Raw genomic sequence first — 13,661 nt, forward strand, 5'->3', positions numbered from 1 at the left:
GGGGGTTATGTGTTTCGGATGAGCTGCTTGTAGCGTTTCAGCATAGCTTGTTGTGCTAGGAACAAAGCGATGAAACCCGCCCAGATAAACGGGACAAATTTGCTCAGCCCACTGTTTGAAGTGTACGCGGTGAAGAATAGTAGAAACGCAAATATCACTGCATTAACCGCATAGATAAAGATAACGTTCTGCCTGGCTCTCCACTTAAAAGCCCTGACTACATCTTCTTCATTAGCACCGATCAGTTGGTGCAGCTCATTTGCGACGAAAGAGCCCTGGGATGGCTGAGCGGCATGTTGCCGTGCTGCGATCGCACGTTGGCGGCGAGCTTTGCGATTCTTGTTAGCCATTTCGACCTCCGAACGATCGACGCAATCACCTTGATGTTATCTAATAATACCATACGACGATTTCAAATTACAATAAGAAGCGGCTATTTTCTCATCTTTTCTGCTGGGTCAAAGTATGAGCGCTTATGACATAAGTGGGTAACAAGGTCGATATGGGCATGAATTATCGTCTTGGCAAGCCAAAGAATATATCCCCCGGCGAATTTCAATACCTCTATGGTTCCCTTGGATAAAATATCCATGAGCGGTCTAAAGACTTCCTTTACTCCCGGAAGAATTCCTAAGAGCAACATAGCGAAGATGGCGATTGTTGCCCAAAATAACACTGTAATCATAACTACCACCTAAACAGTTGCTGTAAGAAACTCGTTTAGTCGTTCCTCGAAGTTAAGCGCCTGTTTGTCGGCAGGCATCTTCATCTTGCGTTTTATTACCTTAAATGAAGGAATGTGTTTGGGGTAGTTGATCATTGGCGTTCTCAAATGATACATGCGAGCGCCCATCATCATGACCGCTTGCCCCATATCCATGGCTCTCAATTGATCCGGTGTTACCCTGAACTCCTCAACTTCGCGCCAGCTTTCACCCATGCCGCCGCCATCGGACATGCTGGATTGTGGGGTGGTTCTCAAATACTGCGCACTCTCTCCCTGGTTAGCCGAGACTGAGACAGTACGTTGAAAACGCTTGGTTTTACCTAGTATTTCTGCGGCCTCTTCAGGGCTGTCTTTCGCACCGAACTTGAAGAATATTTTGTTCCATGTGTTCTGTATCACGATGTCTGCAAAGTCTGGCGAGACTCGATTAAGCTGGCTGAAGGACTGGAAGGCTGGAATCAGTGCGATATTGGCCGATCGCGCCTGCTCGAAGAGACGCCCTACCCCTTCCATTACGTAAGCACCCATTTCATCCAGAAGTGCGATGAAATGCTCTGGCCTTTCGCCCTTGGGTAAATCTTGAATGTAGGCAACAGCAGAGCGAATGTCCGAGACGATCATTTTCCCTAGGTTGAGGGCTGCGGTGTCCTTTCCCATCGTCGGAAGCGAGACATAAAGCATGTGGCCCTTACGAATAATCTCGGTAAGCACGATTTCCGGGGCATAAACGTTGAAGACCTTTCCAAACTTACCCTGGGCGAACAGTGCAATCCGGCCTGCCATCCCGCCCAGCGTTTGCTTCATGCGGTTGAGGTCGATTTTTGTCCCTTCCTTGGTACGGGTACGGAACTGATCGAGGAAGATCGATAGCGCCCTCTTCTCAGGCCCTTGAGGAGTCATTCTCTCCAAGTTTTCAAGGGCTCTATCGGACTGCAATAGAATTGATAGATCGCCGAAGTGATATAACTGACCGGAGGCTTGCAGAGCGGCAATGATGACAGTGAGTGCATGATTGGCGGATTGCCTGTAGTGATCGGCGCCTGGATTGTTCTCCGCAGAAGGAATGAGGTTCATCAGCCGCGATGCCACCTCATCAGGATCGCCGTGGAGAACAGGGTTGTAGGTATTGGCGTTATCGGGGTCTGACACGTCGATAATGTAGAGTTCATCTTCGCGGCCTGTCACCTTGGCCATGTACGCTAGGTGATCCCGAGTGTCCCGATCAATTTTGGCGTCAATGAATAGCCATCCGCGCCCACGCGCAGTTTGCTGCCAGAGGATATATTCACCAAGAGTAGTCTTACCCACACCAGACTGACCCACGATCGCAGTGTGTCGCTGCCCGAGGATGTCGGGCATGTTGATTCGAGTATTTTTGTCGGTGGTCAGGCCGATATGTAAGGAAGGCCCCTTATCATCTACTGGCTCGTCTGAAGGCAGCACGAAGCCCTCTCGGGAATCCTCGTCGTACTGGCGCAGCTTGGCCATAGCCTGGCTCCATGTGAGCTGCGCCATGCCCAGCGAACCCAGGACGCCAGCAGGCCATGCTGGGAAGGTGCCGACAGCCCAAGGTGTAGCGGCCGCAACGCCGGCTGCAATGGCGGTAAGTGCCAGCGCATCCATTCTGCCGGCTATCATGGGCAATCCTCCAGCGTCACGCTATCAGCACGGAACATCCCGGCTGCCCATGCAGCGGGGGCGATGTAGCTACGGCTGTCGGGCAGCGGTGCCTGATGGCAGCGAATCGTCAAAGATGAGCTGTCGTCCAGAGGATGAAGGCTTATGAGGTGTCCTGGGTAGGACGCGAAGACTAGAACTCCGATATAGCCTTGGGGCAAATCTTCTGGTGGATTGCCTCCAAGGTTCTGCGACCAGGCATTGAGCCAATCTAGCTGGCTGGTCACCATAATCGACTTGCTAAGTAGCGCGCCAGCATCATGACCGCCGTAAAGCTGATGCGCGGGTTCATTGGCGCCTTCCTGAGCATTGGCAAAAAAAGGCATGGTTGTTGCCACCATGATCAACGCAGCCTTGAAAAGAGTTTGCATTATTTGTTGTTCCTATCAAAGAAGCCACTAGGCAAACGATCCCTGCCACCAGCCCCACTAACGCTCGGTAGCATGTTGTTGGGTAGCGATCTTCCTCCGGGAACAAGCGAGTCAAGAAAGGAATGCCACATGCTATATTGAAACTGCTCGGTATATGCATTGCCTGAAGTAGTCACGAACGTAATCCTGCCGGTATAGACAATACTTCCATGAGGTGTAATGGCACCCTCCTTATTGCGGTGGCCATACGTATGGTAGGCGGGTGTGCCAGGGGTCACTGTGGTCGGACTTGAGCCGTCACCCCAGTCGACAACTGCTTTTTCAACTCTTCTAACGTTCTGTCCACCGTTCTCAAAGGACGTATATGTGAGCGATACATCTAGCTGGGTTTCTAGGCCTACATACCCATTATTGGGCGTGAACATGAAAGGCCTCTGCCCCGCGTTCTGCACCACTTCCTCTGAACCGGCTGCACCTGATGCCAGCGCTTCAGCTTGGGCAGTGATTCGGTCTACTGGGCTCCCGAAGGAGCCAGTAGATGCCAATACCATCACCACACAAGTAGCTTGAATTAAAGCTATCTTGCCCATGTCTGGTTGAACTCCGATTGTGCTTTTTCCGACAACGTTTCCACGTACTCCGAGAAATCCATATCGCCGAGATCAAGTGCAAGGAACTCGTCAATAGTGAACCCGGTGCAGTCTGGCTTGTACTGACGATCGTAAGTTGTGGAGGCCTTTGTCACACAGCTACCCAAAACCTTTAGCATGCACGGCTCGTATTTCTTTTCTGAGTAGGTGTACCAAGGCTTAGCTGTAAGATTGACTTCAATTGAAGCTCTAAACTCACATTCCTCAACGGAACATCCACCAGTGAGAGTCACTGGTGGACTGTTGCTGACATAGTTATTCAAATTAGTAATGTCATTCTGGATGTTGACTTCATTCCACGCCGCATTGTCATAGCATTCATATGATGAACCGATACACATGCGCAGCCCTCTGGAAGGGGATTCTGAACCTAGAGGGTTTGTATATGCCTCGAAGTGAACATTGTTATGCGCCCAAGAAAACTCGCCCCAGCCATCATTAGGAAAATTGATTGGCCACTTCATATCTAAGGGAATGCGCATCTGACCACCAGCGCCAGCTTTCCAAGCGTGAACTTTGTATTCACAGCTGCCATCTTCAAAACACCCACCTTCTACAACCGAATATCGGTTGATCGCACGGGTGTGATGATCCTCTGCTGCTAAGCGATGGGTTTCCCAGCCTGGGCTAAAGCCATAAACAGGGTGATCAGGCGGTGCCCCGCATGACGATTCAGAGCAGACCGCTGCATAAATGTCTGGGCTTGAAGGGCAGTCGTATCCAGATAACATCGAATTGGTAAAGCCTTCATCGGTAGAGCATTCCTCTTTCCACTGCCAGAACCGCACTCGATTGCCGTTGGCATTTAGCTCGTTCGACCATCCTCCGGCAGAATTGTAAAAAGGAAACTCAATGCGCTTGGTAACAGCTCCACCTGCGTTTTGCGAAGCCAACTCGGCAAGCTGTTCTCGACCCTGTTCTTGAATTATTCTGGCAAGCATCGAGTCAAACTCGCACCAGCGTTGGTATCTATCCACCTGAGTTTGGGTGTTCGCAATCGACCATGGCCTTGTCCAATGTGCGCATATTTGCTTCGCGTAGGACATGTCACCTTTCGCAGGCGCGTTGTAAATATAATTTGCGAACGTGCATAGCGTATTATTGGTGGGAACAAAGCCGGGTGTAACTTGGACGGCTCGTTTCGCCATGCGAGCAGCAGCAAGCTCTACATCTTCGAGGTCACAGTAGTCAGCACCGATTCCTGTAGCCATAGAGATAAATGAGCTGGTCAAAACGACATCTTCTGGGTCTTCCTGACAGCATTGCATGTGCTCAATAGCATTTAGGATGTCTGCCGAAGCAGTGCCAGCCAAGACAGCTCCAAGCGGTCCGCCAAAATACGTTGCCAAAACGGTTGATACGGTTGCGTTAAATTCCATCATGCGGCGGAAATCGCTTGTAATCGCTTTGCACTCGCGCTCCATGCCAGAAAAGATCCGCATGTTTTCATCTAACCCACCCTCGGCAGCGATCATGTCCATGACACCTGCCGCTGCAATAGCGTCTGAGAAGGCGCCTTCATCATCGCTAACTTCAGGCATAATTTCGTAGGAACTAGGATCGCATTTCCCATCTTCGCGACATGTATATGTCTGTTCCTGCCGAACGCATAAACCGTCTTGCTTTCTGGTGCAGTCGTAGCTCGTTATGTTGCAGTTCGGGTCGTTATTGCAACGTGGTGTCTCGCCGATGTAACAGCGCTTAGTTACTTTCTGGCCGACAATATTTCCAGAAGCATCTTTTATATCTGTCCTGCTTATATCTGGGCCACAGCCATACGAAGTGTCGGCACTACATGTAGACTCGCTCTTTTGCCATTCTTCGATCCAACTGTCAGGAAGAATGCGTGAATATTGCGAATAGGTCGCTGGATATGTTTCTCCAAACGTGTTTACCAACTCCCAGTCATCATCGTTCTGTAGTGCTTCGAGATTGCAAGTGTGGCTATATGGATCGCCGTAACATCTATAAGTAACGGCATATTCCCAGCACTCTCGTCTGACTGTTTTACCCATTATCGTTCTGGGGGCAGAATCAATACATGTCTCTCCGACCTTGTAGCACTCTTGGTAGTCGCTTAAAGCCCCAAAGGTAACCTGGGGTATTATTAGGTAGATTAATAAAGCTACTAAATGAATATATTTCATAGTTTATAACTCAGGCCGTCTGCTTTCTAAACCAGTACATTCATCGATCACTCTATCTGTGAATTCGATTCTCATTGGTATAGGGAAGCTATTTGAACCTGCATAGCTTATGTTCTTGCAAGGGTTTTCAAAGTAAGCTGTGACATTGCAGGTAGTGCCATTACAGTTCTGCTCGTAAGCTACTCGAAAGCATTTACTGCCGCTGAAATCCTCTATAACAGTTGTTTTAGGTACAGTAGTGTTCAAGCCGCCACTGACGACATTTGAGTGAGGGCCTGTATGACGTGAACCATCTGACTTCTTTACCGTGTCATAGACAACTCGGTAGCCTTGGTCTTGGCAATAAAAGTTATATCTGAGGTAATCGACGCAGCTAGGGCAGGGGTCGCTTGTTATAGTTAAAAGGTGATCGCCATTATCACATGTCGGTATTTTTATTCCCGTCACCTCAAGTTTTCTAGCGCAGCTAAACTCTTCGGAGTCTCTTCTTACCTCACACTCCCGAGATTCAGGCTCACAAGTAACGAGTCTTGTTGGTATATCGACCACGCAGGAATCGGTTGTGATTTTATCCGGCTTACATTCTCCACCAGCATTGATGTCAAGAAAATCAATTGTCCTTGGGTCGTTGGGGTCACATGAAACTGGAATATCACCTTCACTGAAAAGTTGGTTTATTTGATTGCCGAGACACTTTGAACGATCATCAGCAAAGTTGCTGCCACGTTCAAAAGTAGGGTTGTCGCGAACATCACTAATTGTATTTGACGGGTGATTGGGATCTTGATTGACTCTATCATTCCCTTGTTGACGCATATCATTGCCGCCCCATGCGTCCCCGTGAAGTTGGTGCATGGTCATGGTGCAGGATGATGAGGAGCATTCGGCCTCGACTCGGTATGCCCCGTACAGGTTGCCTCCGCTGAAGGCCGCCTCTCCCCCGAGTGGGATTTCTCTTGTGACGGTATAGCGATCCTCGCTACACCGTATCCCCTGAGTTAGGGCGTCACATACCGATACACTGATTCGATCAAGCTCACCACTGTCGCTTTGTTCACACTCTTCGATAAAGACTCGGATGCCCCCTGCAGTGAGCCGAGCCCCGTCGCGACATCTGAAGTTTCGCTGCTGTTTCTGTTTAACTTGTAGCCCCACCTCCCCTCCAAGCTCACCTGAGGTTTTCGTATCCTCAAGCCCCAGGCTCGATGTAGCAGAACGGAAGGCGTTGCTTGGGTTGAAGTCTCGAGCCCAGGCCCCTCCAGCGTTCATACCCGCTTGGTTAGGGGTGGCTATAGCCACCTCGCTCAAGGGCATAAAAGCTGCGAAAGCAGCCCCCATGGCAAACAATTTTAAGCAAGAGCCCTTTGGCATGTCACTCCTCCCAGAGATGATCAATATTCTGTCCCGCGGGACCAACAGCCGGCCCCATTGGCGTGTCGTAAACTTCACGGTCGGTGCCTTGATACCGGTCGCGGAGCCGTTGTGCGTTGCGCTCAGCTAGCTCGTCGCTCAGCGATTCCCACTGTGCTCCCGCAATGCCGCTCTGCTCAGGAGCGCTTTCGGCACCCTCGCCCTTGAGCGCGTTGATATAAACCTCGGCATTGCTGGCACCGCCTTTGTTGAATTGCTCTAAGGCATATAGGGCAGTTACTGACCCTTCTGCCTTCCAGTAATCGTCTGGGTTGCCCTTTGGGCAGCCATGGTACTCAAGCTGCTGGCCATCGATTTCACCGATTTGGCGCTTGGCGGTCTGACACACGCCCATGGGATCTTCCTTGGCAAGGACAATCGTGGGCACGGTTTCGATCTCGTAAGTATCGAACAGTCGCGGGTCGATCTGGATCGGTGCTGTCATGCCTCCAGGACGTAGTACCTTCAGCAAGCGCTCCATGGTGAAGTCACGGAGCGTCATACCTGGCTCTACTCCACGCAGAACCAGCTCGCCTCCTGCTCTGGCTGCATCAAGCGCATAGCTACGAATCAAGCTTTCGGGCATTGAAAATGAGATGAAGAAATACAGCCGATCCTGTTCACCAAGGTCTAACGAATCCCTCAATGCTTGCCATTCAGCGGCCATTTCAGGGTCTGCGATTCCACCTGTCTGGCCTTGAGCCCGAACGTTTTCTAGCATCTCAGTGCCGGCTGCTTGGCCTGCAGTTGATCCGCTTGTGCCCGCGCCCATCGCCTCCAGGATTGCCTCAGGGCTCCTCTGGCCAGCGAATAGGTCGCTAGGCGCCTGTGACCCTTGAAGAGCAGAGAAAGCGTCTTGAGCGGCCTCTACGGGTGTTTGTTGGCTTAACGCCGATGTGTTGAATAGCGTCAAAGTAATAGCGGTCAGAGTGCGCAGCATTGCTTACCTACCCAGATCAAGAATGCGGAATCAGTACGAACAGCGGTGTTGGCGGGAGGCAGCATCCCCCAGCGGAACTCGGACATTCCAAGAACAGCAGTTTGGTTGCTGGCAACTGGGGCCACCGGATCAATCCGGTATTGGCTGCGAATCATGTTCGGCAGGTAAACGGACTGGCATTCAGCCCAAGGGCCGGTCGTTGATAACAGGCCCGCCATGCGCGTCTTACGCTGCATATACTTGCCAAGGATGTGGAGATTCCCACCTTGGGGGGAGCTGTGAGTCGTGCTTGAGCCAGTAAGGGGATAGACGACGCCCTGCGAGCCCTGACACCAGAACATCATGTCTAGGGGGCGACCCGCTGCAGAAGCTACGGCGTCAGGGATACACGAGAGAGCGCCAACCGGATTGGCGAAGAGAGCTGACTCTGGAAATGCGATAGATGTCCAAGTGTCATCCTGCCAAGTGGCGTCGACCTCAGTGAGGTCTGCAAGGTTAAACCCGGAGGTGTTCATACACCCCAGCGAACTCATCATGTTGAGTACACTGAACAGAGGGTAGATATACCAGTGGATTTGCATCCTGGTAACGCTGCTATCTCCACGTCCCGAGCCATACGTTTGGTTAGAAGTCAGGGAGTCGTATCCGGTTAGTACCTGCGTGCCACCGAGAGTCGACATACAGCCGGGTGTTCGCGCCACTTCAGCGAGGAACGTTGGTTCCCAGAACGTCATGCCGATCCCTGGCATGTCGATGCCATAGGGCCCTGGACATAAACAGATTGGGTCCATGTGCATAAGGGAAGGATTAGACCCACCGCCCATGGAAATTCCGGCTACCGTTACCGGAAACATGTTGTTCCAGTTCGCGTCGTTGATGGGATTGAAAATCTCTCCCCGGCATGCGGCAGAGCTCGATAGCGGGGATGCACTATAGGCGCTCCCCGTTGTGAGGGCTGCAACAGTCAGAACAGAGAGTAGTAACCTCTTCATGGCAGGTGTTCCTCCAAGGTGGTGACATCGTAGGGATAGGCGAAATGGGTCACTTCGATTACGTCAGGCTGACTGTCCCGAACGCCGGCTAAAGAGGGGGTGTGGGTAATGCCCAGCCGATCGAAATGCCACTCCTCTGCGAAGTACACAGCTTGGCCAAGATCCGACGCCAAACTGCCTGGATCTCCTGCTGTGACGATTACTGTTAGGTTGGCTGGGTGTCGGGCCTTTAAGGTCATGGCCAGCTCACGCTGATCATCGGCTCGTAGATCAACAACGAGGAGCCAATTCTCTGGCTGTATGTGCTCGAGGGGGTTGACCTTGGTGCCGGCCTCATAGATGACTCCCCATTGGTATGTACCATCGGGTTGCCGCTTCAAGGCTTCGATGTCTTCACCCAGCGTATAGGACGGATCTACGAAGTGAGTTTCGGTGTGCTCGGCTATCGGGACGAACCAATCGGGGATGTCTCTCGTATGATTTTGAGCCTGCCCTGCTAGGTGCTCATTAACGGAGTCCCAGTCGACACCATGGGCCTCGGCTACGATGGCAAGCCGCATGTCTGGCTCTACGATCTCCCAAGTAGGGCCAAGTACACCCAGGTCCTGATCTGAGGCAAATGTGACAGTGGATAAAGCAGCTCCTGAGAGTGCTACCGATAACGCTGCAATTTTACTATACTGTACTACGGTTTCCATGTTTAAGGCGTTCCAATCTGCGGTATACGCTGCGCTCGGTCATGTTCGCTGCGGCTGCTATCTCAGCGGGCGAAAGGCCTTCGCAGTGAAGGGCCAGCAGGTTTTCATGAGACAGCTCAGTTCGAGCTGAGCGTTTGGGTAGGTCGATGAGGTGCACTGAAGCCATCGAAGTGGTCTCAACGAAAGCCTCAGGGTCAATGTCGATTTCGTCGTTGAACTCTTCAGTGAAACCAGGAATCTGTTCAGCCATCAGATCGAACTGCTCAGCCCTGGGTTCGCTATCAGCCTGACCGGCTTTGTGAACGGTCACTGGTAGGATGGTATGGCGGCGCCATGTGCTGACCGCAAGAAATGCCGCCTCACCAGCATATTTCATGATGGCGTCATGGGAATACGAAGGGTCATATTCTTTAGAGAACCAGGCTACGTATATTTCCTGTTTCATGTCCTCCTGCCATTGTCTGGGGATATGCAAACGGGCTGCCGTCCAACCAATAAGTCGCTGCATTTCAGAAGGCGGGTGACTTGCCAAATATTCATAGAGGTTAGCCATGCGTAACGCACTCCTGAACGACCTGATCAACACGCTCGAGAGGCATGGCTGCGAAATTAAGGTCAGCATTCCGACAACCCGTGGTCGTGTTGAGCGCAGCAAGACCGACAGTGACTTGGCTCGACGTATTGCTACTCTGCGAGACAATTACGGCATGACATTGGCCAAGGTCGCAGAGCACCTGAGCGGTAAGCTCGAATGTTCGATTTCTGTGGCATCCATTCACACCTGGACAGGGGGAGCGGTCCCTAGGAAGGTGGCCTATGACAAGGTGCTTGATGCCCTTGATGAGGTCATGGCCGAGCACGTCGCTATTGAAGGCGGCGCTTGGGTCGATTCCAAGGAGGTCAAAGCTACTGTGGATCGCTGGATGGAAGTGATGACCCCACGCCAGATAGCCGTGGCTGCTGACGAGGCTGTTACCTCTGTGCGCAGTTGGGCCACAGGCAATCACCGTGTTCTGCGTACCAAGTGGAGACGAGTTGTTCCCCTGGTTGAACAGATGTGTGAGATCATCAAAGCACAGCATATCGAGACCTAGTGCCCTTATGCTTGATGTTGTTGCTCACGCTGATGGCTTAAAGCCTCAGCGTGAGGTTCGGCCTCAGCTTCTCCAGCTAAGGAGTTAGTTCCAGCGCCTAGTTCCTGCTGTTTCGCCTCCTGTTTTTTCTTTCGTTCCTCCTCCCTCACAAACCGCTTGAATTCACGGTCTCTGTCCATGACATTCGTGAGCATCAGGTCGACCAGATCGTTATTGGCCACTTTCTCGCCGAATGTCTGCTGGTACAGCTCCTTGTACAGCTCAAGCCGACCGAGGGTTGACTCTGGTAGCTGCAACGGGAATTGTTTTTTGGGGTCGTGCTCTATGCGTCCGATGAGCATTGCTTACTCCTGGGTTATGATGTAGCGATGCAATCTTGCCGCTGTCCGAGCGGCGCTGGATAGGCAATAAGTATTAGAATTTGCTATCTGGTATAGTTCTATTTAACTAGAAACATGCTGAAAGCATGTGGGGAGAAAACTTGGATCAGGGGAATGACGATAAAGGCTTACGTAAGGTTATCGAGGCAGGGATACGGAAAAGTGGATCAGGCCCCAAAGATGGCCAGAAGGGAAAACCCAAAGGGCCAAGATCCGACTACCTGCAAATAGAGCCGGAAACACCTGGCTACAAACTCATTCAGGTAATCTTTGAGCGAGCTGTTAGCGAAGGACTGGCTTCCACTGACCTGGCCGAGCACCTTGGTATTGCGCCGAGCACGTTGAGCCACCTGAAAACTGGGCGAAGGCTAGCAAGTAGCCTGGGGCGAGATGTGATCGAAAAGTTTGCAGAATGGCTGAACTATCCAGTGCTTGCCGTTTTGATTCTGGCCGAGCAAGTGCGTTTGGAGGACTTCTACTCGCCCAGAAATGACCTGGATCGTGCCATCGATCGGGCGCTCCAGTTTATGGCTGATGATCCCGAATGGGGCGGGATGATGCCCAAGGATATTGAAGGCGCTTCAACACACATGAAATTATGGAGCGTATGGATGTATGAACGCGCCACAAAGACTCGCCTGATTCCGGGCGGGATCGATTACCTGGACCTCCTCAAAAGCATGGATGAATTCAGGGGTGAATATCCCAGTCAGAAATAAGACCTTCCCTGGCCAGGATTGTGTTGCAGTTGTCGATGTTGAGGGTGCTTAGGCCGGGGTGTAGGTTTGAGATCGCTGTGGCAAGGCAGTCTTAGGTCAAGGAAAGGGAACATCCCCCTAACTACCCTGATTTGATTATAAGGCCGTGAACCGTTCGAGTTATCCGTCACGGTCTCTCCCGCTCTATTCGCCTATCCCAAGAAATGATGATTCCAAATACTCGCAGGAATTACTTATAAGCACCTAATAATGGGCAATATTATAGACGCTCGCGTATCTTGTTTTGTGCGTAAATATTTCACTATCTGAATGGAAAAATGTGCATGCTGGTGGGCTTTGTTGCTGTGTTCACCGTTGCAGTTGTTCATAAAGTCAACGAGATCACATGAGCCGCTTCGCGGCTGAATACGAGGCAGGCCTCGATACGCCTAAATTTGATATAGCAGTAGGCGGAAAACCGCCCCAAGTCACTTCGTTGTACTGGGACTAGATAGCTAGCTGATAGGGGTAAAATGACCTTGTGGAGCGGTCGGTCTAGCACTCTACGAAAAGCACATGGGCCGCTTCGCGGCCGATCACGAGGCAAGCCTCGAAAGGCCTAGTATTTTCGATTGCTGAATCCCTAAGCCGCCCCGTTTCAACTTCGTTCTACCTTGTTATTATCTCCGTTGCTGCTCACGCATCGAAAGCGCCAGCATTGGGCGCGGTGGCATGGCCTCCCCATACCCCGACAAGCCCATTATCTCCGTTGCTGCTCACGCATCGAAAGCGCCAGCATTGAGTGCGGTGGCAAGGTCTCCCCATACCCCGACAAGGCTATTATCTCCGTTGCTGCTCACGCATCGAAAGCGCCAGCATTGAGTGCGGTGGCAAGGTCTCCCCATACCCCGACAGGAACACAACCACCGTGGATGTACACGCGCCGAAGACACTCGCTTTGCCAACAATGGCGTGCTTGGGATACCCCTAGATCATTAAATGCTTGTCGTAATTTTTGTTGCTTTCATGGCAGCTATTTCATGCATGAGGGATCAACCCTTCCCCACCCTTCTATACCTCTAGCTACTGCCGTTTGGTAACAGCCCTCTCCCCGGCACATGGATACCCATAGAGTGATGTTCCAATCACTGGGAATAGCGCTCTCTTGAATGGGGTAAGCGTATAGCTAGCACCCGTATTAATGATGCGATGCTTCAATGTACACGCCCATTGCGGTTTATATCTAACCCCACGCTAGGCCTGCTCAGATACGCATAAAAAAGGCTTGTAGAGTGACACTACAAGCCATAGAGAAATCGAATAATGCGCTATTAAAAGATTGTCATGCCGTCCTAATTGTTTCCTTGTTGGCCTAGCTCTGGTCGGTAGTGGCGAGCAGTACCAATGGCCTTGTTAATACGTTTCAAATGGTCGATAAAGCGTGCTCTTCGTTCGATCAACACGAGGGCTTCAGCGATCAGCTCTCGCGCCTCTTGAGGCACGGTTTTCGCCCTTGCTGCTACCCCTGGTCGCTGTATTCTAACGGCATGCCACGTTGAGGGTGCGTGCCGGCTATGCTGTTGTCGGTTGACCCATTTACGCCATACCGGGTGAGGGCACCCGAGGCATCCATAGCCACACCGACTAACATCTAAAAGTACCGCGCCATGGGTACGTGGTTGGGCCTGCCTGATGCGCTCAACAATGTCCAGTAGCTGCCGTGTGTACTCGCCCATAATTGCATCTATATCGGCTGTCAGTGCGCCCACCATTAGCTCGGCCTCGTGTGCTAGCACCTCCCTATCAACAGTACGGCGTGATTGACGTTGATGAGTGTTCTCGGCCTGTGATTCATCGTCGTGATGTACTTCGTGCAT

General features: G+C 51.6%; 15 protein-coding genes. 2 read left to right on the plus strand and 13 right to left on the minus strand.

Annotated features, from left to right (window positions below; translation table 11 throughout):
• Nucleotides 1–5: 5 nt before the first annotated feature.
• The 11 genes from ACXUPB_RS22665 to ACXUPB_RS22715 form a co-directional block, all read right to left on the minus strand.
• Nucleotides 6–350 carry a hypothetical protein gene (locus ACXUPB_RS22665; protein WP_035561835.1) on the minus strand — a complete coding sequence of 115 codons (345 nt, stop codon included), beginning with the start codon at nt 348–350 and terminating at the stop codon, nt 6–8.
• Between the two features lie 83 nt (nt 351–433).
• Complete coding sequence (locus ACXUPB_RS22670) at nt 434–685, minus strand: hypothetical protein (protein WP_035561838.1); 252 nt, start codon at nt 683–685, stop codon at nt 434–436.
• A 9-nt stretch (nt 686–694) separates the two neighbouring features.
• Nucleotides 695–2,365 carry a type IV secretory system conjugative DNA transfer family protein gene (locus ACXUPB_RS22675; RefSeq protein ID WP_101146467.1) on the minus strand — a complete coding sequence of 557 codons (1,671 nt, stop codon included), beginning with the start codon at nt 2,363–2,365 and terminating at the stop codon, nt 695–697.
• Nucleotides 2,362–2,775 carry a hypothetical protein gene (locus tag ACXUPB_RS22680; RefSeq protein ID WP_101146466.1) on the minus strand — a complete coding sequence of 138 codons (414 nt, stop codon included), beginning with the start codon at nt 2,773–2,775 and terminating at the stop codon, nt 2,362–2,364. The genes ACXUPB_RS22675 and ACXUPB_RS22680 overlap by 4 nt, the downstream gene beginning before the upstream one ends.
• Nucleotides 2,775–3,365 carry a hypothetical protein gene (locus tag ACXUPB_RS22685; RefSeq protein WP_101146465.1) on the minus strand — a complete coding sequence of 197 codons (591 nt, stop codon included), beginning with the start codon at nt 3,363–3,365 and terminating at the stop codon, nt 2,775–2,777. The genes ACXUPB_RS22680 and ACXUPB_RS22685 overlap by 1 nt, the downstream gene beginning before the upstream one ends.
• Nucleotides 3,353–5,440, minus strand: a complete 2,088-nt coding sequence (locus ACXUPB_RS22690) for a conjugal transfer protein TraN (RefSeq protein WP_157826484.1) — start codon at nt 5,438–5,440, stop codon at nt 3,353–3,355. The genes ACXUPB_RS22685 and ACXUPB_RS22690 overlap by 13 nt, the downstream gene beginning before the upstream one ends.
• A 135-nt stretch (nt 5,441–5,575) precedes the next feature.
• Nucleotides 5,576–6,943, minus strand: coding sequence for a hypothetical protein (locus tag ACXUPB_RS22695; protein ID WP_101146674.1), 1,368 nt, complete (start codon nt 6,941–6,943; stop codon nt 5,576–5,578).
• A 1-nt stretch (nt 6,944) separates the two neighbouring features.
• Nucleotides 6,945–7,922, minus strand: a complete 978-nt coding sequence (locus ACXUPB_RS22700) for a type-F conjugative transfer system pilin assembly protein TrbC (protein WP_008957423.1) — start codon at nt 7,920–7,922, stop codon at nt 6,945–6,947.
• Nucleotides 7,907–8,914, minus strand: a complete 1,008-nt coding sequence (locus ACXUPB_RS22705) for a TraU family protein (RefSeq protein ID WP_101146673.1) — start codon at nt 8,912–8,914, stop codon at nt 7,907–7,909. The genes ACXUPB_RS22700 and ACXUPB_RS22705 overlap by 16 nt, the downstream gene beginning before the upstream one ends.
• Nucleotides 8,911–9,612, minus strand: a complete 702-nt coding sequence (locus ACXUPB_RS22710; RefSeq protein ID WP_008957425.1) for a hypothetical protein — start codon at nt 9,610–9,612, stop codon at nt 8,911–8,913. Before ACXUPB_RS22710 ends, ACXUPB_RS22705 begins: the two co-directional genes overlap by 4 nt.
• The gene (locus tag ACXUPB_RS22715) at nt 9,590–10,165 is read right to left on the minus strand and encodes a helix-turn-helix domain-containing protein (protein ID WP_008957426.1); all 576 of its coding nucleotides are present in this window, start codon (nt 10,163–10,165) and stop codon (nt 9,590–9,592) included. Before ACXUPB_RS22715 ends, ACXUPB_RS22710 begins: the two co-directional genes overlap by 23 nt.
• Here ACXUPB_RS22715 and ACXUPB_RS22720 point away from each other — a divergent pair.
• The gene (locus ACXUPB_RS22720; RefSeq protein ID WP_008957427.1) at nt 10,164–10,706 is read left to right on the plus strand and encodes a hypothetical protein; all 543 of its coding nucleotides are present in this window, start codon (nt 10,164–10,166) and stop codon (nt 10,704–10,706) included. The genes ACXUPB_RS22715 and ACXUPB_RS22720 overlap by 2 nt on opposite strands.
• A 5-nt stretch (nt 10,707–10,711) precedes the next feature.
• Here the strand turns inward: ACXUPB_RS22720 and ACXUPB_RS22725 are convergent, their stop codons facing one another.
• Nucleotides 10,712–11,047 carry a DUF2274 domain-containing protein gene (locus ACXUPB_RS22725; protein WP_008957428.1) on the minus strand — a complete coding sequence of 112 codons (336 nt, stop codon included), beginning with the start codon at nt 11,045–11,047 and terminating at the stop codon, nt 10,712–10,714.
• A gap of 140 nt (nt 11,048–11,187) precedes the next feature.
• Between ACXUPB_RS22725 and ACXUPB_RS22730 the strand changes: the two genes are divergently transcribed.
• On the plus strand, nt 11,188–11,805 hold the full coding sequence (locus ACXUPB_RS22730; protein WP_139041534.1) for a helix-turn-helix domain-containing protein: 618 nt from the start codon (nt 11,188–11,190) through the stop codon (nt 11,803–11,805).
• Between the two features lie 1,331 nt (nt 11,806–13,136).
• Here ACXUPB_RS22730 and ACXUPB_RS22735 read toward each other — a convergent pair.
• A complete protein-coding gene (locus tag ACXUPB_RS22735) occupies nt 13,137–13,661 on the minus strand; it encodes a hypothetical protein (RefSeq protein ID WP_083025292.1) in 525 nt (174 codons plus the stop codon).

Source organism: Vreelandella sp. DA03-1M (assembly GCF_055725665.1).

Coding starts and splice junctions, on each gene's coding strand:
- ACXUPB_RS22670 (WP_035561838.1), bottom strand. CDS start 685: ATGATTACAGTGTTATTTTGGGCAACAATCGCCATCTTCGCTATGTTG.
- ACXUPB_RS22675 (WP_101146467.1), bottom strand. CDS start 2,365: ATGATAGCCGGCAGAATGGATGCGCTGGCACTTACCGCCATTGCAGCC.
- ACXUPB_RS22735 (WP_083025292.1), bottom strand. CDS start 13,661: ATGCACGAAGTACATCACGACGATGAATCACAGGCCGAGAACACTCAT.
- ACXUPB_RS22715 (WP_008957426.1), bottom strand. CDS start 10,165: ATGGCTAACCTCTATGAATATTTGGCAAGTCACCCGCCTTCTGAAATG.
- ACXUPB_RS22705 (WP_101146673.1), bottom strand. CDS start 8,914: ATGAAGAGGTTACTACTCTCTGTTCTGACTGTTGCAGCCCTCACAACG.
- ACXUPB_RS22710 (WP_008957425.1), bottom strand. CDS start 9,612: ATGGAAACCGTAGTACAGTATAGTAAAATTGCAGCGTTATCGGTAGCA.
- ACXUPB_RS22690 (WP_157826484.1), bottom strand. CDS start 5,440: ATGGGTAAAACAGTCAGACGAGAGTGCTGGGAATATGCCGTTACTTAT.
- ACXUPB_RS22720 (WP_008957427.1), top strand. CDS start 10,164: ATGCGTAACGCACTCCTGAACGACCTGATCAACACGCTCGAGAGGCAT.
- ACXUPB_RS22665 (WP_035561835.1), bottom strand. CDS start 350: ATGGCTAACAAGAATCGCAAAGCTCGCCGCCAACGTGCGATCGCAGCA.
- ACXUPB_RS22695 (WP_101146674.1), bottom strand. CDS start 6,943: ATGCCAAAGGGCTCTTGCTTAAAATTGTTTGCCATGGGGGCTGCTTTC.
- ACXUPB_RS22680 (WP_101146466.1), bottom strand. CDS start 2,775: ATGCAAACTCTTTTCAAGGCTGCGTTGATCATGGTGGCAACAACCATG.
- ACXUPB_RS22700 (WP_008957423.1), bottom strand. CDS start 7,922: ATGCTGCGCACTCTGACCGCTATTACTTTGACGCTATTCAACACATCG.
- ACXUPB_RS22685 (WP_101146465.1), bottom strand. CDS start 3,365: ATGGGCAAGATAGCTTTAATTCAAGCTACTTGTGTGGTGATGGTATTG.
- ACXUPB_RS22725 (WP_008957428.1), bottom strand. CDS start 11,047: ATGCTCATCGGACGCATAGAGCACGACCCCAAAAAACAATTCCCGTTG.